Genomic DNA, 21,792 nt, shown 5'->3' on the forward strand with positions numbered 1-21,792 from the left:
CACCTCACTCACCTCTCTGTTCGCGCAGTGCCCGCGCCGGGGCCGCGCGGTGCACGGTCGCCGTCGCCGCGACCGCCAGCGGAGCCGCGGCGACGGCGGCCAGCAGCAACGCCACACGGACGGGCGGAAGTTGGACCAGCAGGCCGGGCACGGGCCGGGTGGCGTCACCGGTCAGGACGATCAACGGGAGCACGCCACGGGCCAGTACGGTGCCGAGGGCGACGCCGACCGCCAGGGCCAGGCCCACCAGGACGGCCTGTTCGACGGCGACCGTGCGGGCCAGCCGGCGGCGTGGGGCGCCGAGGGCGCGCAGCACGGCGAAGTCCGCCTCGCGCGCCCGCAGCGACCCGGCGGCGCCCACCGCGAAGCCGACCGCGGCGAGGGCCGCCGCCACCACGGCCGCCGCGGCGAACGCGGCCGTGGGCCCGGCGCCGAAGGGGTCGTCGCGCAGTTCGGCGGCGATCTCGTCCCGGACCACCACCTGCCCCGGGTCGAGGACGTCCGGCAACGCCCGCACCTCGCCCACGACCTGGGCCGCACGGCCCGGAGCCGTGCGCAGCCACCACTCGGTGGGTGTGAGGCTCTCCCCGTACCGCGCCTGCAACACCCGGTTCGCGGCCCGCAGATCGACCAGGACGGCGCCGCCGTCATGGCTGCCCGAGCCGCCGGTCGTGGGCAGCGCGCGCACCGCCCGGACGATCCGCACCGGGATGCTCTGGTCGCCGATCTGCACGTCCACGCGCTGCCCGGTGCGGGCGCCCGACGAGTCCAGGAACCGGTCGGTGGCGACGGCCGTCACCTCGGGCGGCGCGGGACGCGCCACCTGGAGCTGGACGGACAGCGTGGCGACCGTGTCCGCGTCCGCGTCCGGGGAGTATCCGGTGCGGTAGGAGACGGTCAGCGGCCGGGTGGAGACGATCCGGGGCCGGGTGGGGTTGGTGGCGGGGGTCGTGACAGCCGCGCCGCCGGTGTGCACGGCCGTGGTCCAGGACGGGGGCAGCGCCAGCGGGCGCCGGGTCCCGTCGGTCCCGTCGGCGGTCAGATCGCGGAACGTGAGCCGGTGTTGCTCGGCCCGCGCGGACGGCTGGGGCATGTCCAGCTGGAGTGCGGTGAGGAGCGCCGGGCCGGGGGCGGAGCCCAGGTCGAGGGTGAGGGTGTGCGGGCGGCCGTCGGCGGGGAGCCGGCCGAACGGCACCTGGTACGGCACCCCGGACCGGTCCTCGAGCCCGACCGTGACGTCGGCGGCCGTCCCGGGTCCCGCGGAGCTGTGCAGGCTCGCCGTCAGCCGCAGCCGCGCGGTGTGCGCCGGTACCCGGGTCCCGGCCGGGGAGTCCTTCGGCGTCAGCGCGGCCAGCAGCGGCCGCACCGGTACGGCCGCCAGGTCCGGGCGCATCAGCATCGCGTCGCCCGCGTGCGCGGTGTCCGCGGCCAGCACGGTCGCCGTACGGTCGCCGGACAGCGGCTCCTCGGCGCGTGCGGCGGGGACCACCCCGCGTACGTGCGGCAGCGCCGCGTACACGTCCGTACGGCCGAGTTCGCCGTCCCCCGCGGACAGAACCCGCATCGGCGCTCCGGCGCGGAAGTCGGCCTGGTCGTCCTGCGAGCGGTCCCAGGAGGACGCCTGCCCGATGGCCAGCATGCCGAGTGCGACGGCCAGCACGAGCAGCAGCACCGGACCCGCGGCGCGTGCGGTACGGCGGCTGAACTGCCAGCCGGCCAGCGCCGTCGGCAGTCCCCGCCCGGCCGCCGCCCACCGCTCGGCGAGCCGCGCCACGGGCGGCAGCAGCCGCAGCGTCAGCACGGTACCGGCGAGCAGCGCCAGCGCCGGCGCGGCCACCAGCAGGGGATCCACCCCGAGCGTCCCCGACCGGTCGGCGGCGACACTTCCCGAGTCCTGCTGCGCCAACTGCCAGTAGGCCACCGCAGCTACGGCGAGCAGGCCCAGGTCGCCTCCGGCGCGCAGCGGGGTGGGGAGCAGACCGGCGCCGGTGCGGCGGGCGCGAGGGCGGGAGCCGCCGGGCGAGGCTCCCGAACGGCCCTTCCCGAAGCGGGAGACGAGCGGCCGTCGTGCCCGGCCCGGCTCCGCCCGCCGTGCACGCCGCTCCGTCTCCGCCCCCGTCAGCGCCGGTGGTGTCACCGTCAGCGCGCAGCCCAGGGCCACGGCGGCGGCCACCAGCCAGACTCCGGGGCTGCCGCCGGGCGGGAGGTCGAGCCGCAGGTCGAGCCGGGCCAGCGGGCCGTGGGCGGTCAGCAGGGTGGTGAGCGGTCCGGCGAGCAGGGGCGCGCAGACGGCGGCCGGGAGGGCGAGCAGCAGCGACTCGGCCGCGGCGAGGGCCGCGATCCGGGCACGAGAGGCGCCCCGAGCCCTCAGCAGCCTTGTCTCGGCCGCCCGTTCGGCGCCGAGCAGCCGGGCCACCAGCAGCAGCGCGTACCCCGCGAGCAGCACCAGCTGGAGCGCGACGATCAGCAGGGTCGAGCGGGAGACCAGCAGCGACCGGTCGGCCCGGTCCAGGACGTCCGGCAGCGAGGTCGCCGACGCGGTCACCCCGCTCAGGGCGTGGGACGTGCGCAGCGCCGTGCTCCCGGTCCGCGCCGCGTCCCGCAGCGCCCCGATGCGCCCGGTCGTCACCGAGCCGAAGTCGGCCGACGCCAGCCAGGCTGTCGGCCCGGTGCTCACCCGTCCGCCGGCGAGCACCGAGGGGTCGGCGAGCAGCGGCCCGTACGTCGTGAAGCCGGACTCCTTCACACCGCGCCCGAGCAGGTCGTCCAGCTGCCAGTACGGCGCGTTCGCCGACGCGGGCCGGTACAGCCCGCTGATCCGTACCCGGACCGTCCCGTCGCCCAGCCGGTCGGCCAGGGTGAGGCGGTCGCCGGGCTTCAGGCCGAGCGGCCGGGCGGCCGCCTGGGGGAGTGCCACCTCGATCTCGCCGCCCGTCCGGCCGGGAAGCCGGCCGGCGACCGGCCGCACCTGCGTGCGGTCCAGCGCGGCGAAGAAGGCCAGATCCGGGTTGCCCGACCGCTCGGCGGGCGGCCGCAGCGAGCGGGGCAGCGCGTACGGGCCCGAGCGGCGCAGCGTCCGCACGGTCACCGGTAACCCGTCGAAGGTCCGGCGCGCGCCCTGTCGTACGGCGGTGTCGGCGGCGGCGCGCCCGTCCGCCGGCACCTCGGCCTTGACGATCAGCGAGGTGGCGGTCGCGTTGCGCGGGTCGTTCAGCACATGGCGCAGCGCCGCGTCCCCGATCGCGCCCGAGTACGCCGTGAGCGTCGCCAGCACCGCGGTGGTGAGCAGCACCGTGAGCACGGTGGAGCCGAGCAGCAGGCGATGTGCCCGCGCGCGTGCAAAGACGAACCCCGTCACCCTGCCCCCGTGTCGTCCGGACTTCCAGAACTTCCAGACCTTTGGGTGATGCTGGCAGAGGTGACAGCTCGCGGGTAAGCGTTTCTCGATCGGTCTATACCGGATCGTGACCGGATTCCGGCGTCAGACGACCGGAATCCGGCGTTCAGCGGGTCATTCGGGGGTGTTCACCATCGACTGGGCCGCGTACGTCAGGTAGTTCCACAGCGTCGTCCCGTGCTCCTCGGAGAGCCCCAGTTCGTCGACGGCCACCCGCATGTGCCTCAGCCAGGCGTCGTGCGCGGCCCGGTCCACGGTGAACGGGGCGTGCCGCATCCGCAGCCGGGGGTGGCCGCGGTTGTCGCTGTAGGTGGTGGGGCCGCCCCAGTACTGCATCAGGAACAGGGCCAGCCGCTCCTCGGCCGGGCCCAGGTCCTCCTCCGGGTACATCGGCCTGAGCAGCGGGTCCTCGGCGACTCCCTCGTAGAAACGGTGGACGAGCCGGCGGAAGGTCTCCTCCCCGCCGACCTGCTCGTAGAAGGTCTGCTCCTGAAGCGTGCCGCGCCGAATCTCTTTCACCCGTCCATGGTCTCAGACGGGGTGACCCAGGACTCAAGGCTTAGGACCGGCTCCCGCCGGGACAGCCCCGCCGCGGGCAGCGGCAGCCCTACTGTGGGCACATGGGCGCCTACGACACCGAGATCGACGTGCTCGCCGCCGTGGCGCGGGCCGCGCTGGTGCGGGAGATCGACGCCGAGGGGGTCTGGGCCGAGGAACCGGTGTGGCGGGAGGCGTTCTCCGAGGTGCCGCGGCACCTGTTCGTGCCGTACTACTACGTCGGCGTCCGGGACGGTTACGAGCGCCGCTGGCGGGAGAGCCCGGACCCCGAGGACCGCAGACGCTGGGTGTTCGGTGCCTACGCCGACACCCCGCTGGCCACGCGGCTGCGCGACGGCGAGCTGCTCTCCTCCAGCAGCCAGCCCTCGCTGATGGCGAGGATGCTGGTCGCCCTGCGGGTCGAGGACGGCAACCGGGTCCTGGAGGTGGGGGCCGGGACGGGGTACAACGCGGCGCTGCTCGCCCACCGGCTCGGCGACGACGACCTCGTCACCACGGTCGACCTGGAGCCGGAGATCACCGAGTCGGCCCGGCAGCACCTGGCCGTGGCCGGGTACCACCCGGCGGTCGTCACCGGCGACGGCGCGCGCGGGGTGCCCGAACGCGCCCCGTTCGACCGGATCATCGCCACCTGCACGCTGTCCACGGTGCCGCGCGCCTGGCTCGACCAGTGCCGCCCCGGCGCCCGCATCCTGACCCCGTTCGCGACCGGGCTGCTCGCCCTCGACGTCTTCGACACCGGGCACGCCGAGGGCCGTTTCCTGTCCACGGCCGCCTACTTCGTGCCCCTGCGGGGCGCGGGCCGGGTGGAACCCGGGGCGGTGTCCCTGCACGGGGTGCCGCGCCCGGCCCGCGAGCACGAGCTGTTCCGCTTCCTGCTCGCCCTGACCCACGGCGCCTTCGACCCGCAGGAGGCCTACGCCCTGTGGGAGCGCGAGGGCAGACCGGAGCGCGCACGGTACGGCGTCACGGTCAGCGGCGAGCGCGTGTGGGCGTGGCTGGACGACCCGGAGGGGCCGTACACCTGGCCCCTCCCCTAGCGCCTGTCGTCACATTCCCGGCTCAGCCCCGGCGGACGGTGATCGTCGTCCAGGCGCCCACGTGCACCCGGTCGCCGTCCTGCAGCGGTACCGGCACGAACGGCTGGATCGGTTCGTCCGAGCCGTTGACCGTGGTGCCGTTCGTCGAGTTCTGGTCGACGACCGCCCAGGTGCCGTCCGGCTGCTGGACCAGCACCGCGTGCTGGTGCGAGACGCCCGGGTCCTCCGGCGGCACCGACAGGTCGATGTCGGGGGTGTCGCCGGTGGAGTGCCGGCGGCGGCCGATGGTGACCTGGTTGCCGCTGAGCGTGCGCTGCTGCTCGGGCGAGTACGCGGGCAGGTTGAGGCCCGCGGCCTCGGGACCCGAGCGGTGCATCATCGCCATGAAGTACTCGCGGTCCGGGCCGATGGTCGCGATCCACGTCGTCGGACCCTGTGGCGCCGACGGGAAGCCGGAGCCGGGCGGGGCCTGGGTGACGCCGGGCGGCGGGTAGCCGTAGCCGCCGCCCTGTCCGGCGCCGGGACCACCGGGGCTTCCGGCCGACGGCGGGGAGAGCACCCAGTCGTCTTCACCGCCGCCGAAGGCCGGACCGCCGCCGAAGGCCGGACCGCCGGCCGGGGGCCGGCCGGTCTCCCGCGGGAACGCGGGCGGCGCGGGCGGGCCGGACTGCTGGAAGGCCTGCGGCGCACCGCCGGCCGTGCCGCCGGGACCGCCGGCCGTGCCGCCGGGACCGGCGGGCGGGGTCGGCCCGGGCGGCGGCGGAACCGGACGCGAGGGGTCGCCACCGAAGCCGGAGGGGCCGCCGGGACCACCGGGGCCACCGGGACCGGAGGGTTCACGGCCGAAGGGCGGCGGGCCGGAGGGGCCACCCTGGCCCTGCGTACCGCCGAAGCCCGAAGGACCACCAGGGCCGCCGGGGCCCTGTCCCGGGCCGCCACCGAAGCCGGACGGACCGCCGGGGCCGCCGGGACCGCCCTGGCCCTGCGCACCGCCGAAGCCCGAAGGACCGCCGGGGCCGCCAGGACCGCCCTGGCCCTGACCCGGACCGCCGCCGAAGGCCGACGGGGGACCGGAGGGACGCTGGTTGCCGCCGAAGCCGCCCGGGCCGCCCGCGGTGGGCGGCGGGCCGGACGGGCCGCGCTCGCCGGCGAACGGCGTCGGGCCCGAGGGCTCGCTGCCGAACGACGGGATCGGCTCGGCGGGACGGTTCACCTGCGAGGGCCGCGAGCCCTGGTACTCGTACGAGTCACCGCCGCCGTACGTCGCGCTCGGCGGCTGGAAGCGCGGCTGGGCCGGCCGCGGCGCGGCCGGGGTGTACGAGGTGGCCGTGTTGGTCAGGAAGTTCCACCGGCACTCCTCGCAGAAGGGCGCGCCGCCCTCGCGGGGCGTACGGCACTGCGGGCACAGCTCGGGCTCGGGCGCACCGGCCCCCTGCGGGCGGCCGCCGGCCTGGGTGCCCTGCGGGGGCGGGAAGCCGTAGCCGCCGGCGGCCGGTGGCGGTGGCGGGGGTGGAGGTACGGCACCGGCCATGCGGTGACCGCAGACCTCGCACCAGTCGTCGGAACCCGACTGGTGTCCGTTCGGGCAGGTCGGCATGTCGGCGCTTCCCCCTCTCCTTCAGGTCCTACTCGGTACTGCTGGGTCACTACTTCTTTACACGAACAGTCTTTGTGGACCGTGTCTCGAGAGTCATCTCGTCGGCCTCTTCGACCTTCGCCTTCAGTCGCACAGTACCCGTCGCTGCATCGACCACGTCCACCACCTTCGCAAGCAGTTTCGCAGTATCGGCGTTCCCGGAGGCACTCGCGAGCTGAACAGCGCGGCCCAGTTTGGCCGTTGCTCCATCGAAATCGCCCGCTTTGCGGAGATCGAGCCCCTGCTGGATGGCTTGTGCCAGTTCGGCCTGCCCGGTGTAGTGGGCGACTTGGGGGTTGATCGAGGTCGAGGCCGTCATGTCGTCGGTCCATACGGCCCGTACGAGCCCCTGGGCGCCGAGGTTCTGTACCGATCCGTCCGGTTGTGGGACGATCAGCGAGACCCGGGCGGCGAGCATCTCCTGGCCGAGACCCGCCGCCGGGACCTCGACGCACAGGTGGTAGTCGCGGGACTCGTCGCCCCAGGACCCGGTGGGGTAGTCCCCGGCCCGGGGCCCGGCCTCCGTGCGCCGACCGGTCAACTCCTCCACCGTGGGTGCGACTTGCTTGACGAACCTGATGGTCGTGCCGACCGGGGTCCACACCCGCAGGGCGACGTCGGCGACCTCCTTGCCCATCGCCGCCTCCATCATCTGCGTGAAGTCGGCGGCCAGGCCGGCCGGGTCGGCGACGATGTCGGCGGTGCCGAGCAGTGCGGAGGCGATGCCTGTGACTTCTTTCACTTCCCAGTCGGTGCCCACACCGCGCGCGTCACAGGTGAACCGCCCGGCACACTCGTCCAGCGCGGCCCGCAGGTCCTCAGGCGACTCGTGCTCGTTGCGTCCGTCGGTGAGCAGGATGCCGTGCCGGATGGCCACGTCCGCCGAGGACAGCAGCCGGTCGGCCAGCCGCAGCCAGGTGCCGATGGCCGTACCGCCGCCCGCGCTGAGCCGGCGCAGCGCCTGCTTGGCCTCCTCGCGGGTCCGGGCGTCGGCGACCGCGAGCCGTCCGCCGCCCGGGTAGACCTCCTTGGCGACGTGCGTGCCGCCGATCACCGCGAAGCGGGTGCCGTCGCGCAGGGTGTCGATCGCGGCGGCCGTGGCGTCCCGGGCGTTGCGCATCTTGGTCGGCGGGTAGTCCATGGAGCCCGAGCAGTCGACCATGATCGCCACGGCGGCGGAGGGCCCGTGGCCCGGTGCGTACACGGGCGCGGCGACCGCGCTCCCGATCGTGCCGCCGCCCGTCGCCGTCACCGTGACGATGGCGTTGACCTCACGGCCGCCCTCGGGCAGGTACTCGTTCTGGTAGACGTCGACCGAGAACTGCGGCGCGTGGGACTTCGCGAAATTGGCCATGTTGGTTCAGATCCCCCTCGGACACCCCGCCGGAGCGGAGCAATGCGTGTGGACGGACCGGTCCCCTCCGGTCCGTCGAGGCTTCCCCGTTTTGTACGGCCTCAGGCCGATCCTGCCCCCTGCGAGGGCGCCGGGAACGGCAGGACGGCCACTGTTACGTTGTCGTGGCCCCCGCCGTCCAGGGCGTGGCCGACCAGAACGCGGGCGCTGTGCAGCGGCCGCTCGGCCGCGTCGGCCGGTACCGCCTCGGACATCTCCTCGGCCGTCTCCGCGTAGTTCCACAGGCCGTCGGTGCACACCACCACGACACCGGGCCGGTCCGGCTTGAAGGAGGCGGTGTGCGGCTCCAGTTCGTAGGCGTCCGCGCCGAGCCAGCCGGTGATCGCGTGGGCGCGCTCGTCGGCGTACGCCTCCGCCTCGTTCATCAGGCCGGCCGCGACCATCTGCGCCGCCCAGGAGTCGTCCTCGGTCAGCCGGGCCGCGGGCGCGCCGCGGTCCGCCGGCACCCAGTAGGCGCGGCTGTCACCGACCCAGCCGACCACCAGCAGCCCGGAGGTGACGATCGCGCCGACGATGGTGCACGCCGGGGCGTTCTGGTGCGGGGCGTGCTCGCGGTCCGCGGCGGGCTTCTCGACGAGCGCGTTGACGGCCTGGGCGGCGGCCACGATCGCCTCGTGCATCGCCTGCTGCGGGTGGGTGCCGCGCGGCAGGGCGGCCAGCAGGGTGTCACCGGCCGCCTGCGCGGCGGCCGTCGAGGCCTCGTCCGGGCGGGTCGCCGAGGACACGCCGTCGCAGACGATCGCCAGGGCGGCGGGCGCGCCGTCGGGCAGCGCGGTGTGGCCGACCGTGAAGGCGTCCTCGTTGCGGTGGTGGCGCAGGCCGCGGTCGCTGACCGCGGCGACCGGGCCCGACTCCCGCTCCATGTGGTCGCGTTCGCGGGGCTGGGCGTGCCCGCAGTTCTCGCAGTAGCCGTCGCTGTCCACCCGGCCCGCCCGGCAGGCCACACAGACCGGCTGGGGCTCCTCCGGCACGGCGGCGGCCGCCGCGCGCGGGTCCGGTGCCTGCAGCGGGTACTCGTCGGGCTCCGGGGGCCGGTCGAAGCGGACGCCGGGCGCTGCCGGCTCCTCGGCGTGCAGGGGCTTGCCGCCCGAGTCGGTGCCGGGCAGATCGGCCGGCAGATGCACCTCGCCCGGGGTGCTGCCGGAGCCGGTCGGCTCGGGTGCGGGCCAGTCCACGCCGTCCCCGGGCGCGGGGGAGCCGGTCATGGTGAGCGTCGGATGGTCCTGCGGCGGGACGGGCACGACGGACAGGTCGTATCCGCACGCGCCGCAGAAGAGGTCACCCGACTCCAGCGGCTCCGCGCAGCTCGGGCACTTCGACGGTGCGGCCTGCTGGGGCATCTGCGACATCAACTACACCCACGTCCGGGGGCGGTAACGGTTGGCCCGTTCCACCAGTTCGATCCTCTCCTCGCCGCCGGGCGCCAGCCGGGCCAGCGTGCGGTACGCGCGCTCCAGTCCGAAGCGGAGGCCCCGCTCGTCCAGACCGCTGCCGAGCAACACCCGTCCGCCGGCGGCGGGTCGGTCGGTGCCCTGGCCTGTGGAGAGTATCCAGTCCAGCGCGCTGCCGAGCACTTCGGCCGACAACTGCTCGCGCCGGGCCGGGTCCAGGCCGTAGGCGTCCAGCGCCTCGACCTGGCCGGCGGCGGCCGTCAGGTCGTCCAGGAACGGTACGTCCGCGGCGCTCGCGGTGCGCTGTCTGAGCCGCGCCCGGACCGCGGCGACCCGGGCGGCCGTGTAGTGGATGGAGGACTCCGGTACCGACTCCAGGGTCCGTACGGCACCGCGCCGGTCCCCGGCCGCGAGCTGCACCCGGGCCAGCCCGAAGGCCGCGCTGACGAAGCTCGGATCGGTCGCCCACACCAGGCCGTAGTACTCGGCCGCGTTGTCCAGCTGGCCGAGCACCTCCGCGCACAGGCCGAGCGCCAGCTTGGGCGCGGCCTCGCCGGGGAAGGCGTCGTAGATCGCGTCGAAGGACAGCGCCGCGCCCTCGAAGTCGCCGGTGACCAGGGCGGCCACGCCCCGGTACCACACCACCCGCCAGTCGTCGGGCCGTTCCTCGTCCAGCTTGGCCAGCGCCATCAGCGCGGCCTGGTGGTCGCCGCTCTCCAGCCGGGCCCGGATCTGCCGCAGCCGGGTCTCGACGGTCTGCGCGGGCGCCGCGTCCAGCGCGCTGATCAGCTCGGCCGGCGCGGACGCCATCAGGCCCGCCAGGAAACCGGCGTTGGGGTCGGCCGGGTCGACCAGCGGGACGGGCAGGGCGAGGGCGGCTGCGGGGGTCTCGACGGGCTTGACGATCGACGCCGGGGGCAGCGCGGGGACGGGCTGGGTGGTACGCACCTGCCGCGCCCCGAGCCGGGACACGTCCCCGTCCAGCTTGGGGAACAACTCGGTGTCCGTGACCTTCACTTCGGGCCCGAGCAGCGTCGACAGCGCGGGCCGGGCCTGCCCGGTCTGCAGCGAGACGACCTCGCGCAGGACCCCGGTCAGCTGCTCGGCCATTTCCTGCGCGGAGCCGAACCGGCGGGCCGGGTCGGGGTCGGTGGCGCGGACCAGGAGCCGGTAGAAGGACTCGTAGCGGTGGAAGACCTCGATGTTGTCCGGGTCGGGCAGGGAGTCCACGAAGACGTTCGTGTAGCCCTGGAAGTCGAAGGTGAGCACCGCGAGCGTGCGGCCCACCGTGTACAGGTCGCTCGCCACCGACGGGCCGACCTCGGCGACCTCGGGCGCCTGGTAGCCCACGGTGCCGTAGATCGCCGACTCGTCGTCGTCCATGCGGCGCACCGCGCCCATGTCGATGAGCTTGAGCTGGTCCTCGGTCTGGATGGCGTTGTCGACCTTGAAGTCGCAGTACAGCAGGTTGCGGCTGTGCAGATGGCCGAGCGCCTCAAGAGCTTCGATGCCGTACGCGCACGCCTGTTCCACCGGCAGCGGATCGCGCCGGCCGTCCGGTGTGCGGCGGGCGTTGGCGATCTCCTTCAGCGACTTGCCGCCGACGTACTCCATGACGATGTAGCCGTCGAGGGAGCCGGTGCGCTGGTCGAGGTGCTCCACGAAGTTGTAGATCCGCACGATGTTGGCGTGCTCGATCTCCGCGAGGAACCGCCGCTCGGAGATCGCGGCCGCCATCGCGTCCTGGTCGCCGGTGTCCAGCAGACCCTTGAGCACCACCCACCGGTCGGACACCGCCCGGTCCACGGCGAGGTAGATCCAGCCCAGGCCGCCGTGCGCGAGGCAGCCCGCGACCTCGTACTGGCCGTGCACGATGTCCCCGGCCTTCAGCTTCGGCACGAAGGAGTACGGGTGGCCGCACTTGGTGCAGAACCCCTCCGTGCGCCCCGGCCGGTCACCGCGCGCCCGGCCCACGGGAGCCCCGCAGTCGGACCGCGAGCAGAACCGCTTCCGCTCGGGCACCTCCGGGTTCTCCAGCACCATGGCGCGCGGGTCGGGCCGCGGCACCTGCGGCACCGAGACGAGACCGGCACCCAGCCGCCCCCGGGCGGAGGCACCGGAGGAGGAGCCGGAGCTGCGCACGGACACCGAGCGGCCGGTGGACTTGCCGGACAGGGACCGCGAGAGCCGCCCGGACACCGAGCGCCGCGACCTGGACGACTGCGACGACGTACGCGAGCTGCGTGAACTGCCGCCGCTCGCCGAACCCCTGCCGCCACTGGTGATCCCGGTGGGCGGCGACCCGACCATGCCGGTCGCCGAGACGACGGGGGCGAGGCCGCAGGTGTCGCAGTACAGCTCACCGCCGCCGACGTCCTCGTACGTCCCCTCGCAGCCCGGCCGCTGGCACGCCCGCTGTGCCTGACTCATGACGACTCACTCCTACGGTCCTGAGGCTCGCCCTGCTGGGGAATCCTCGATGCGCCGAGCTGTTCGGCCGCCGCCTGCTGGAAGCGCAGTACGGCCTGTTCGGCCACCCTCAGATCGCAGGGCGCGCTCCACAGCATGCGCCGGGCGCTGTCGTACCGCTCCATCAGCAGGGGGTCCTCGGCCAGCCCGTGCCGGGCGACCTTCGCCTTGTACGCGTCCAGGCGGCCGCGCAGCTCGGCGCGGACCGCGAGCGGCGCGGTGACGGCCGTCAACGACTCACGGGCGCGCATGAGTTCGTCCTCGGCCTTCTGCTCCAGGGACTCCAGGAGCGGGGAGAGCCGGTGCCACTGCGCCTGCCGCCGGTACTCGGCCGCGGTCGCCAGCTGTTCCTGCAGCGCGGTCGGCGGCCCGCTGACGACGGGCACCTCGGTCGCGGCGATCTTGGCGAGCACCTCACCGCGTGCGGTGCGCGCCTCGGCGAGGGTGCGGTCCGCGCGGGAGAGCACGTCCCGCAGCCGGATCAGCCGGGCCTCCGCGTCCTGGCGGACGGTCAGCACGGCGTCGATCTCCCGGCGTACGTCCTCCAGGGCACGCGCCTCACGGTCGTACACCGTGGTGTCCGGGCGGCCGCCGCCGGGCGCCGAACTGCCCTCCGCCGGTACCCAGAAGGCGAGCGGGTCCGAGACCACGTCCTCGCGCAGCCTGGTCAGCGTGCGGGTGATGCGCTCCAGGTCGTCGCCGGCCGGGTGCTCGCCGGGGCGTACGCCCACGGAGTGCGCGAGCTTGCGGGTGCGCCGGAGTTCCGCGGCGAGTAAATCGATCCGGGCGGGCAGCGCCGACCAGACCGCGTCGGCGGTGACGACCAGGTCCAGCGAGGACGCGTACAGCTCGTTCATCCGGTCGACCAGGGTGCCGAGCGAGAAGCTCTCGCTGAGCTTGCCGGCGGCCGCGAGCGTGGCGGCGCCGCCGGGCACGGTGACGGAGTCGCCGCGCAGCAGTTCGGTCAGCTCCACCAGGTCCTCGCGGCTGGACCAGCGGCGCCGGGCGCGGATCTCCCGGGCGGAGCGCAGCGCGGCCGTGTACGCGTCGAAGTACGCCCACAGCAGGGTGATCGACGCCTCCGTGGCCGCCCAGCGTTCCCTGGTGACGCCGGTGAGTTCGGCGCCTTCGAGGAGTCTGCGGCCCGCGTGGTCCTGGAGGGCGAGCAGCGAGGTCTCGATCGCCTCGTGCTCGGCGCCGAGCCGCGCCAGCGCACGGTCCACCTCGTCCCGGTCCATCACCGGCCCGGCGGGGTCCGTGACGCCCATCGATCACCTCTCGCTGCTGTGTGGTTGGCCTTGGACGGGTTCTGGTCGGGGTGGGGGTCAGCTCTTGCGCAGGTACTCCGGGGCCGGCGGCTTGGACGCTCCCGAGTCCTTGCCCAGTGTGGCCGACAGCCATCTGTCGTACGACGTCTGCCAGCCGCTCGCTCGGTAGCCGACCAGGATGCGATTGACCCGGCGTACCAGATCGTCGGCGTCCTTCTTCATCGCCACGCCGTAGTACTCGGTGGTGAACGCCTCGCCCTTCAGCTCGACCGTCGGGTCCTGGGCGGCCTGGCTCGCGGCGAGCGCGCCGTCGGTGACGACCGCGTCGACCTCGCCGAGCTGCAGCCGGACCAGGCAGTCGAGCTGGTTGGGGACGGTGGTGGAGATGTCCGTGGAGGCGGGCAGGGTGCCCTTGTCCCGGTCGGCCTTCAGCTTGAGATAGGCGGTGGAACCGGACGCCGTGCAGATCTTCTTGTGCGCGAGCGTGTCGTCGTACCCCGTGATCGACGAGGACTTGGGTGCCAGCACCTGCTGCCCGGTCTTGAAGTAAGGGGCGGAGAAGGCGACTTCGTCGAGCCGCGGGCAGGTGATGGTCATCGTGCGCACGACCATGTCGACCCGGCCGTCCTGGATGGCGGGGATGCGCTGGCTGGTCGGTATCGCCTTGAACTGCACCGCGTCCGGGTCGCCGAGGATGTCCGCGGCGATCCGGTGCACCAGGTCGATGTCGAAGCCCTCCAGCTCCGCGCCCTCGGTGTTCGGGTTGCGGTAGCCCCAGTGGTAGCTGTTCTGGTCGACGCCCACGACCAGCTTGCGCTTGGCGCCCGTACGGGACTTGATGGCGTCGATCGTCGGCCCGTCGGCGCCGGACGGCGACAGCGTCTGCTTCTGCGCGTCCGAGTCCTTGCAGTCCGAGGCCCGGGCCTGGGTGGCCTCGGCCACTCCGGGGCCGGCCGTGCGCCCGTCCTGGCGGGCCTGCTGGGTGCGCGGCAGCAGCAGGACGAACGCCAGCGCCAGGGCGCAGAGCACCGCCATCGCGCCGACCCCGCCCCAGCCTCGCAGGGAGGCCCGTGCACGTGCTGCGTACATCGTCCTGTCCCCTGTCACCGGTACTCCGAAAGCCTGCGGCCGATGCCGGCGACCGCGCCCGCGGCACCGAGGACCGCCAGGACGGCGGCGCCGATGGGCAGCCCGGTCATCGCGTCCCGTCCGTCCCCGGCGGCCTGCTTGAACTCGGCCTGCTCGTGGTCGATGGCCAGGGCGAGATTGCGGTCGACGCTGTCGAAGCACTCACCGGTCGCGCCCTTGCCACCGATCACCATGTCCAGCGCCTGCTGGTAGTTGCCGTTCTCGTCCTCGGTACGGGCGGAGGTGTGGCGCTTCTTCCACACCGCCATGTTGCCCTCGGCCGCCTTGACCGGCTCGGTGCCCGTCCGGTCGTCGGCGAGCCGGTCGGCCTCGGTGAGGCCCTTGCCGAGCACGGTCATGTCCTTGTCGAAGTCGTAGTAGTACGCGTCGTACGTCTGTCCGCCGACCGTGACCGTCTCGGCGCCGCGCGCCACCAGGCTCAGGTTCTCGTTGCCGCGCGCCTTCAGGGACGCGATCCGCGCGTCGTGCAGGACCTTCAGCGAGCGGATGCCGTGGTCGTACGAGCCGCCCAGGCCCGAGCGCGCGACGGCGTGCCCGACGACCAGCCACAGCAGCACCACGGTGGTGGCGGCGGTGGCGGCGACCAGGCCGTGGTTGAGGACGCGGTTGGTGTGCCGGTACGTGCGCTGCTGGGCCCAGCCGAGCGCGGCCAGCGCGAGCACACCGAGCGCGATCGCCACCCACGGATACGGCGTCGCGTTCCCGTAGTCGGCATCGAGCCGCTGGTTCTCCTTCGTGTAGAGATCCTCCGCGGCCGGGAGCATCTCCTTCTGCATCTTCTCGTTGGCGTACCGCAGGTAGGCGCCGCCGACCGGATATCCCTGCCGGTTGTAGGTCCGGGCGCGCTCGATGAGGCCCTTGTACTCGGGCAGCAGCCGGTTCAGCTTGGCGATGGTCGCCTCGGAGGGGGAGCCCGGTTCCGCGTTGGCGGCGGCCGTGACGAGCCCCGCGGCGGCCGTACGGATGTCCTTCTCGTACCGGTCGCGCGAGGCCGCGGTCTCCTGCCCGCCGGCCAGGAACCCGCTGGAGGCGGCCGTGTTGGCATCGGCCAGCGAACGGTAGATGCCGGCCGCGCCGGAACTGAGCGGCTGGCTGCGGTGCAGCACGTCGTCGGCGGCGGCCGCCCGCTCGGAGGCCTGCCAGGCGGTGACCGCGCCGAACGCGACGACGAGCAGCGCGAGGACGGCCCCGATGATCCGCAGCCGCCCCGGCTCGGTGGTCGCGGCGGCGCGCACCTGCTCGACACCTTCGGCGAAGGCGGTACGGCGCGGGGCCGGGGGCGGACCCACCCGCGTGGGCGAGCCGGGCTGAGAGGGGATCGCGGGCACGGCGGGACCCGCCGGTGGCGGCGCCGCGCTGCTCTTCGGCGGGTGTGTCACTTGACCTCCCCCATGGTCATCCGTTCGCCGCCAAGTATCACCGCCCGGACCGGCATCCGCACCAGCCTTCACTCGATCTTGATCGGATCGCAGCGCAACCCACGGCGTGACGGCGCGGGGCGCCGGCCGCACCACCCCCCGCTGATGAACACGCCGGGTGCGGCGGATCGGTTCCCCCGCAACCCCCGGCACCGCTTGTACCCTTCGCCGACATGCACGGACGACCGAGCCACGACCCCGGCTCCCCCCGCATGTCACGCCACGACTGGTGGGGGGTGGTCCTCGAAGCCCCCGACCCCCACGCCCTCGCCCGCTTCTACTCCGAACTCCTCGGCTGGGAGATCGCCGAGCAGGACCCCGACGGAGCGGCCATCACCCCACCGGAAGGCGTCGCCTACCTCGCCTTCCAGCGCGCGGACGACTACGTGCCCCCGGTCTGGCCCGCCCGCGACGGCGCCCAACACATCACCATGCACCTCGACTTCGAGGTGGCGAACCTGCCGTCCGCAGTGACCCACGCCCTCGAACTCGGCGCCCGAGAGGCCGACCACCAGCCCCAGGACAACGTCAGGGTGCTGCTCGACCCGGCCGGGCATCCGTTCTGTCTCTACCTCGACCAGTAGGCCCGAGCCCGCTCCCCCGCCCCCACCCCCGCCCCCAGGCGGTCCAGGCCCAGGAGGGTCGCGCCCAGGACCGGGCTGGCCGTGACCACGTGGACGGCGGCCTTGGGGGCGCGGGAGGAGAGGAGGTCGTGGATGGTGTCGTTCAGTTGGCTGTGGCCGGCGGTCAGGACGCTGCCGCCGAGGAGGACCGGGGTCTCCTCGGTGAGGAGGTCCAGGCGGGCGAGGGCGACCGTGGCCATCGTCGCGACCTCCTCCGCGAGGCGGTGCACGATCGAGCGGGCGACCGGGTCGCCCTGTGCGGCCGTCCCGAAGAGGACCGGGGTCAGTTCGTGGCGGCGGCCGTGCTCGACGTGCTCCAGGTGCAGGGCCTCGATCAGGGCGTACATGGAGGGGAGGCCGAAGTGGGCGGGGAGGGTGCGGGACAGCGCGGTGGGCTCGCCGCGGCCGTCCTCGGCGCGGGCGGCGTACCAGAGTGCCTCCTCGGCCAGGCCCCAACCGCCGCCCCAGTCGCCGGAGATGCGGCCGATCGCCGGGAAGCGGGCGGTGCGGCCGTCGGGGCGCATGCCGACGCAGTTGATGCCCGCGCCGCACACCACGGCCACGCCCCGGGGCTCGGCCACGCCCGCCCGCAGGATCGCGAAGGTGTCGTTGCGGACCTCCACCGAGCTGCCCCACGCACGCGCGTGCAGCGCGGTCGCCAACTGTTCCTCCTCGACCGGCAGATCGGCGTTGGCCAGGCAGGCGGAGACGTGCGAGACGGCGGGCAGGCCCGCGTCCGAGAGGGCCCGGGCGACCGGGTCGGCGAGGGCGTCCATCGCCGCCTCCACGCCCACCGCCGGCGGCCGGAAGCCGCCGCCGCGGGCGGTGGCCAGGACCTCCCCGTCGGCGGTGACCACGGCCACGTCGGTCTTGCTGTTGCCCGCGTCGATGGCGAGAACACTCCCGGATTCAGGTGCGGTCAGGCCCACGCCAGGTGCTCCCGGTTGTGCGCGACGAGATGGTCGGTGAGGGCTTCGGCGTACTCGTACTGGCCGATCAGGGGGTGGGCCAGCAGGGCACGGAAGACGCGGTCCCGGCCGCCGCGCAGCGCCGCCTCCAGGGCCAGGTCCTCGTACGTCGTCACGTTCGCCACCAGGCCCGCGTACAGCGGGTCCAGGTCCGGGACCGGCAACGGCACCGGGCCCGTCGGGCCGACCGCCGCCTGGACCTCGATCACCGCGTCGTCCGGCAGGGACGGCAACGTGCCCTTGTTGAGCGTGTTCACCACCTGGTACGGGCTTCCCGCGCCGCCCAGCAGGGCCGCCGCCAGGTCCACCGCGGCCTCCGAGTAGAAGGCGCCGCCCCGCTTGGCCAGCAGTGCCGGCTTCTCGTCCAGGGCCGGGTCGCCGTACATCGTCAGCAACTCGCGCTCCATCGCGGCGACTTCCTCCGCCCGGGAGGGCTTGGTGCGCAGTTCTCGTACCACCGCGTCGTGCGCGTAGTAGTAGCGCAGGTAGTACGAGGGGACCACGCCCAGGCGGTCCAGCAGGGGGCGGGGCAGACGCAGGTCGTCGGCGATGGCGTCGCCGTTCTCGGCCAGGAGCTTGGGCAGCACGTTCGCGCCCTCGGGGCCGCCGAGGCGCACCCCCGTCTCCCAGGTGAGGTGGTTCAGGCCCACGTGGTCCAGGTGGACGTCCTTCGGGTCGGTGCCCAGCATCGCCGCGAACTTGCGCTGGAAGCCGATCGCCACGTTGCACAGGCCCACCGCACGGTGGCCCGCCTGGAGCAGGGCGCGGGTGACGATGCCGACGGGGTTGGTGAAGTCGATGATCCAGGCGCGGGGGTTGGTGCGGCGGACGCGTTCGGCGATGTCCAGGACGACGGGGACCGTGCGCAGTGCCTTGGCGAGGCCGCCCGCGCCGGTCGTCTCCTGTCCGATGCAGCCGCACTCCAGGGGCCAGGTCTCGTCCTGTCGGCGGGCCGCCTGTCCGCCGACGCGCAACTGGAGCAGCACGGCGTCGGCGCCCTCGACGCCCGCGTCCAGGTCGGAGGTGGTGACGATCCGGCCCGGGTGGCCCTGCCTGGCGAAGATCCGGCGGGCCAGGCCGCCCACCAGCTCCAGGCGTTCGGCCGCCGGGTCCACGAGCACCAGTTCCTCGATGGGCAGGGTGTCCCTGAGGCGTGCGAAGCCGTCGATGAGTTCGGGGGTGTAGGTCGAGCCTCCGCCGACCACAGTGAGTTTCATGTGTGGTTAACCCTTCACTCCGGTGAGCGTGACGCCTTCCACGAACGCCTTTTGGGCGAAAAAGAACACGAGGATCACGGGGGCCATGACCAGCACGGTCGCGGCCATGGTGAGGTTCCAGTCGGTGTGGTGCGCGCCCTTGAAGGACTCCAGGCCGTAGGAGAGGGTCCAGGCGCCGGGGTTCTCCGAGGCGTAGATCTGGGGGCCGAAGTAGTCGTTCCAGGCGTAGAAGAACTGGAAGAGGGCGACGGCGGCGATGCCCGGTCTCGCCATCGGCAGCACGACCCGCAGCAGGGTCCGCAGGTCACCGCAGCCGTCCACCTTCGCCGCGTCGACGTACTCGTTCGGGATCGTCATCAGGAACTGGCGCAGCAGGAAGATGGAGAACGCGTCCCCGAACGCCATCGGGATGATCAGCGGCCACAGCGTGCCCGACAGGTCCAGCTGCTTCGCCCAGAACAGGTACATCGGGATGATGACCACCTGCGGGGGCAGCATCATCATCGAGATCACCAGCATGAGTGACAGGTTGCGGCCCCGGAAGCGGAACTTCGCGAGCGCGTACGCCACCGGGATGGACGACACGACGGTCAGCACGGTGCCGAGGCCGGCGTAGAGCAGCGTGTTCTTCCACCAGGTCAGAAAGCCGGGCGTGTCGAAGACCTTCTTGTAGTTGCCCCACTCCCACGTGTGCGGGACCAGGTCCCGGCTGAGCGCCTGGGTGTCGCTCATCAGCGAGGTCAGGAACACGAACACGAAGGGGAGTGTGAAGAACAGCGCGGCGGCGATCCCCAGGGAGTGGATCGCGATCCATTCGAGCAGCGCCCTGCGGCGGGCGGTCCGCTCCGCCCCGGACACCTGCGGAGCCAGCTTCACCGGCTGGTCCAGTACTTGGGTCATGGTCAGTCACCTGCCTGGATGAGACCGCCCCGGCGCCGCATCAGGAACGCGGTGAACACCATCGACAGGGCGAACAGCACCAGAGCCACCACACAGGCCGAGCCGTAGTCGAAGCGCTGGAAGCCGAGGTTGTAGACGAGCTGGGGGAGGGTGAGCGTGGACTTGTCCGGGTAGCCGGGCTCGAACTGGGTGCCCGCGCCCTGGATCACGCCCGAGGCGACCTTCCCCGCGATCAGCGGCTGCGTGTAGTACTGCATCGTCTGGATCACGCCGGTGACCACGGCGAACATCACGATCGGGGAGATGTTCGGCAGGGTGACGTAGCGGAACCGCTGCCACGCCGACGCGCCGTCCAGCTCGGCCGCCTCGTACTGCTCCGTCGGTACGTCGAGCAGCGCGGCCATGAAGATGACCATGAGGTCGCCGATGCCCCACAACGCCAGCAGGGTCAGGGCCGGCTTGGACCAGGCGGGGTCGTTGAACCAGCCCGGCGCCGGGACACCCATCTTCTCCAGGATCGAGTTGACCGGTCCCGTACCGGGGTTGAGCAGGAAGGCGAAGGCCATCGTCGCCGCCACCGGCGGGGCGAGGTAGGGCAGGTAGAAGAGGGTACGGAAGACGCCCGCGCCGGTCTTGATCTTCGTGATGAGCAGGCCCACACCGAGTCCGAAGACGACCCGGAGGGTCACCATCACCAGTACCAGCCACAGGGTGTTGCGCAGGGCGGGCCAGAAGAGCGGGTAGTGCTCGAAGACGTATGTCCAGTTCTTCGTTCCGCTCCACGTCGGCGGCCTGAAGCCGTCGTAGTGCATGAACGAGAAGTAGACCGTCGAGATCAGCGGGTACGCGAAGAAGACCGCGAAGCCGATCAGCCAGGGCGACATGAAGGCGGCCGTACGCAGTGCCTGTTTCCGCTGCTTCGCAGCGAGGCCGGCGCTGCGGCGCTTCGAGGCGAGCGTGATCGTGTTCATGGCTACTTCGCCTGCGCGATGTCCGTGTCGATCTGCGCGGCCGTCTTCTTCAGACCGGCCTTCAGATCGGTGGCCCTGCCGCTCTCGTAGTCGTAGCCGAACTGCTGGATCGTCACCAGGTACACACCGCCGTTGATCGAGGCGGGACTCGTGGTCGAGTCCGGGTTCGCGGCGATGTCCAGGAAGGTCTTGAACCGCGGGTCGTACTTCAGCTTCGGGGACTTCAGCGCGGCCAGCGTGGAGGGCACGTTGTGGATGTCGTTGGCGAAGCCGACCACCGCGTCCGTGTTCGTGGTCATGTACTTCACCAGCTCCCAGGCCGCGTTCTGCTTGTGGCTGGTGGCCGCGATGCCCGCGATGGTGCCGGTGATGTAACCCTTGCCGTACTGGTCGGCCTGGTCGTCCGGTACGGGCAGCGGGGCGACGCCGATGTCGAACTTCGGTTTGGCGTCGAGCGCCATCCCGAGCCGCCACTCACCGTCCATCTGCATGGCCACCTGGCCGGTGTGGAAGGGGTGCTTCGGACCCCACTCGTCGCCGAGGGTGGCCCGGAACTTCTCCAGCTTCTGGAAGCCTCCGAGTTCGTCGACGAGCTTCTTCTGCAGGGTGAAGCCCTTCTCGAACGCCGGGTCCTTGGCCACGTCGGACTTGCCGGCCTTGTCGAAGTACGTCGGCGAGAACTGCCCGAAGTAGTGCTCGGTCGTGGACTCCCAGCCGTGGTAGTCCGGCATGAAGCCCAGCTGCTTGTAGCCGTCGCCCTGCGGGATCGTCAGCTTCTTGGCGTCGGCCTCGAACTCCGACCAGGTCTTCGGCGGGGCCGTGATGCCCGCCTTCTCGAACGCCGTCTTGTTGTAGTAGAGGCCGTACGCGTCGCCCAGCAGCGGCACCGAGCAGCGGTTGCCGTCGAACTGGGTGTACTCGTTCATCGCCTTCGGGAAGGTCGTCTGCGGGTCGATGCCCGACTTCTTGAAGAAGGGGTTGAGATCCACCAGCGCGCCCGACGAGCAGAACTTGCCCACGTTGTTGGTGGTGAAGGAGGAGATCACGTCCGGGGCCTTGTCACCGCCGGAGCGCAGAGCCTGGTTGATCTTGTCGTCCGTCATGTTGCCGACGACGTTCACGTGGATGTTGGGATGGGCCTTCTCGAAGCCGGCGACCAGGGACTTGACCCCCTTCACCTCGTTCGGCGCGCTCCACGCGTGCCAGAAGTTGATCGTCGTGTCCTTGGAGGCGTCGTCGGTGGCGCCGGAGTTGGACTGGCCGGTACAGGCGGTGGTGAGCAGGGCGAGCGACGCGGTTACGGCAAAAGCCGTCTTTCGGGCAGCAGAGGGTATGACTTCGGACATGACGAGGTCTCCCGGGGCAGGGGTGGG

The 21,792-nt window shown here is 72.8% G+C and carries 16 protein-coding genes; 2 read left to right on the forward strand and 14 right to left on the reverse strand.

The annotated features are described in order from the left end of the window. Nucleotides 1–4: 4 nt before the first annotated feature. Nucleotides 5–3,358, reverse strand: coding sequence for an FtsX-like permease family protein (locus ACIF83_RS01810; RefSeq protein ID WP_399722769.1), 3,354 nt, complete (start codon nucleotides 3,356–3,358; stop codon nucleotides 5–7). Nucleotides 3,359–3,511: 153 nt separating this feature from the next. Next, complete coding sequence (locus ACIF83_RS01815; protein WP_393464656.1) at nucleotides 3,512–3,916, reverse strand: globin; 405 nt, start codon at nucleotides 3,914–3,916, stop codon at nucleotides 3,512–3,514. Between the two features lie 101 nt (nucleotides 3,917–4,017). Between ACIF83_RS01815 and ACIF83_RS01820 the strand changes: the two genes are divergently transcribed. Next, nucleotides 4,018–4,995 (forward strand): methyltransferase domain-containing protein, encoded by a 978-nt coding sequence (locus ACIF83_RS01820; RefSeq protein WP_393464659.1) that lies wholly within the window; start codon nucleotides 4,018–4,020, stop codon nucleotides 4,993–4,995. Between the two features lie 22 nt (nucleotides 4,996–5,017). Here the strand turns inward: ACIF83_RS01820 and ACIF83_RS01825 are convergent, their stop codons facing one another. The 7 genes from ACIF83_RS01825 to ACIF83_RS01855 form a co-directional block, all read right to left on the reverse strand. After that, nucleotides 5,018–6,592, reverse strand: coding sequence for an FHA domain-containing protein (locus tag ACIF83_RS01825; RefSeq protein WP_399722772.1), 1,575 nt, complete (start codon nucleotides 6,590–6,592; stop codon nucleotides 5,018–5,020). Between the two features lie 49 nt (nucleotides 6,593–6,641). Continuing rightward, entirely contained in the window at nucleotides 6,642–7,985 is a 1,344-nt protein-coding gene (locus ACIF83_RS01830; protein ID WP_399722774.1) for a VWA domain-containing protein, read from the reverse strand. 101 nt (nucleotides 7,986–8,086) lie between these two features. After that, on the reverse strand, nucleotides 8,087–9,394 hold the full coding sequence (locus ACIF83_RS01835) for a PP2C family serine/threonine-protein phosphatase (protein ID WP_399722776.1): 1,308 nt from the start codon (nucleotides 9,392–9,394) through the stop codon (nucleotides 8,087–8,089). 3 nt (nucleotides 9,395–9,397) lie between these two features. Continuing rightward, nucleotides 9,398–11,866 carry a tetratricopeptide repeat protein gene (locus ACIF83_RS01840; RefSeq protein WP_398140922.1) on the reverse strand — a complete coding sequence of 823 codons (2,469 nt, stop codon included), beginning with the start codon at nucleotides 11,864–11,866 and terminating at the stop codon, nucleotides 9,398–9,400. Then, nucleotides 11,863–13,173, reverse strand: a complete 1,311-nt coding sequence (locus ACIF83_RS01845; RefSeq protein ID WP_399722778.1) for a hypothetical protein — start codon at nucleotides 13,171–13,173, stop codon at nucleotides 11,863–11,865. The genes ACIF83_RS01840 and ACIF83_RS01845 overlap by 4 nt, the downstream gene beginning before the upstream one ends. A gap of 57 nt (nucleotides 13,174–13,230) precedes the next feature. Next, nucleotides 13,231–14,262: a glutamate ABC transporter substrate-binding protein gene (locus tag ACIF83_RS01850; RefSeq protein ID WP_393464677.1), complete on the reverse strand. Its 1,032-nt coding sequence runs from the start codon at nucleotides 14,260–14,262 to the stop codon at nucleotides 13,231–13,233. Between the two features lie 14 nt (nucleotides 14,263–14,276). After that, nucleotides 14,277–15,701 (reverse strand): hypothetical protein, encoded by a 1,425-nt coding sequence (locus ACIF83_RS01855; protein ID WP_399722780.1) that lies wholly within the window; start codon nucleotides 15,699–15,701, stop codon nucleotides 14,277–14,279. Between the two features lie 212 nt (nucleotides 15,702–15,913). Between ACIF83_RS01855 and ACIF83_RS01860 the strand changes: the two genes are divergently transcribed. Beyond that, nucleotides 15,914–16,324: a VOC family protein gene (locus ACIF83_RS01860; RefSeq protein ID WP_398140925.1), complete on the forward strand. Its 411-nt coding sequence runs from the start codon at nucleotides 15,914–15,916 to the stop codon at nucleotides 16,322–16,324. On the opposite strand, the gene ACIF83_RS01865 is transcribed toward ACIF83_RS01860, so the two are convergent. The 5 genes from ACIF83_RS01865 to ACIF83_RS01885 are packed head-to-tail and all read right to left on the reverse strand — an operon-like array spanning nucleotide 16,309 to nucleotide 21,765. Further along, nucleotides 16,309–17,292 (reverse strand): N-acetylglucosamine kinase, encoded by a 984-nt coding sequence (locus ACIF83_RS01865; protein WP_399722783.1) that lies wholly within the window; start codon nucleotides 17,290–17,292, stop codon nucleotides 16,309–16,311. The two genes, ACIF83_RS01860 and ACIF83_RS01865, sit on opposite strands and share 16 nt — an antisense overlap. After that, the gene (locus ACIF83_RS01870; protein ID WP_399722785.1) at nucleotides 17,283–18,548 is read right to left on the reverse strand and encodes a 6-phospho-beta-glucosidase; all 1,266 of its coding nucleotides are present in this window, start codon (nucleotides 18,546–18,548) and stop codon (nucleotides 17,283–17,285) included. The genes ACIF83_RS01865 and ACIF83_RS01870 overlap by 10 nt, the downstream gene beginning before the upstream one ends. A gap of 6 nt (nucleotides 18,549–18,554) precedes the next feature. Beyond that, nucleotides 18,555–19,448: a carbohydrate ABC transporter permease gene (locus ACIF83_RS01875; RefSeq protein ID WP_399722787.1), complete on the reverse strand. Its 894-nt coding sequence runs from the start codon at nucleotides 19,446–19,448 to the stop codon at nucleotides 18,555–18,557. Nucleotides 19,449–19,450: 2 nt separating this feature from the next. Beyond that, complete coding sequence (locus tag ACIF83_RS01880) at nucleotides 19,451–20,419, reverse strand: carbohydrate ABC transporter permease (protein ID WP_393464706.1); 969 nt, start codon at nucleotides 20,417–20,419, stop codon at nucleotides 19,451–19,453. A 2-nt stretch (nucleotides 20,420–20,421) separates the two neighbouring features. Beyond that, nucleotides 20,422–21,765 (reverse strand): ABC transporter substrate-binding protein, encoded by a 1,344-nt coding sequence (locus tag ACIF83_RS01885; RefSeq protein WP_399722790.1) that lies wholly within the window; start codon nucleotides 21,763–21,765, stop codon nucleotides 20,422–20,424. Between the last annotated feature and the right edge of the window lie 27 nt (nucleotides 21,766–21,792).

It is taken from the genome of Streptomyces sp. NPDC085866, from assembly GCF_044541035.1.
Lineage (GTDB): Bacteria > Actinomycetota > Actinomycetes > Streptomycetales > Streptomycetaceae > Streptomyces.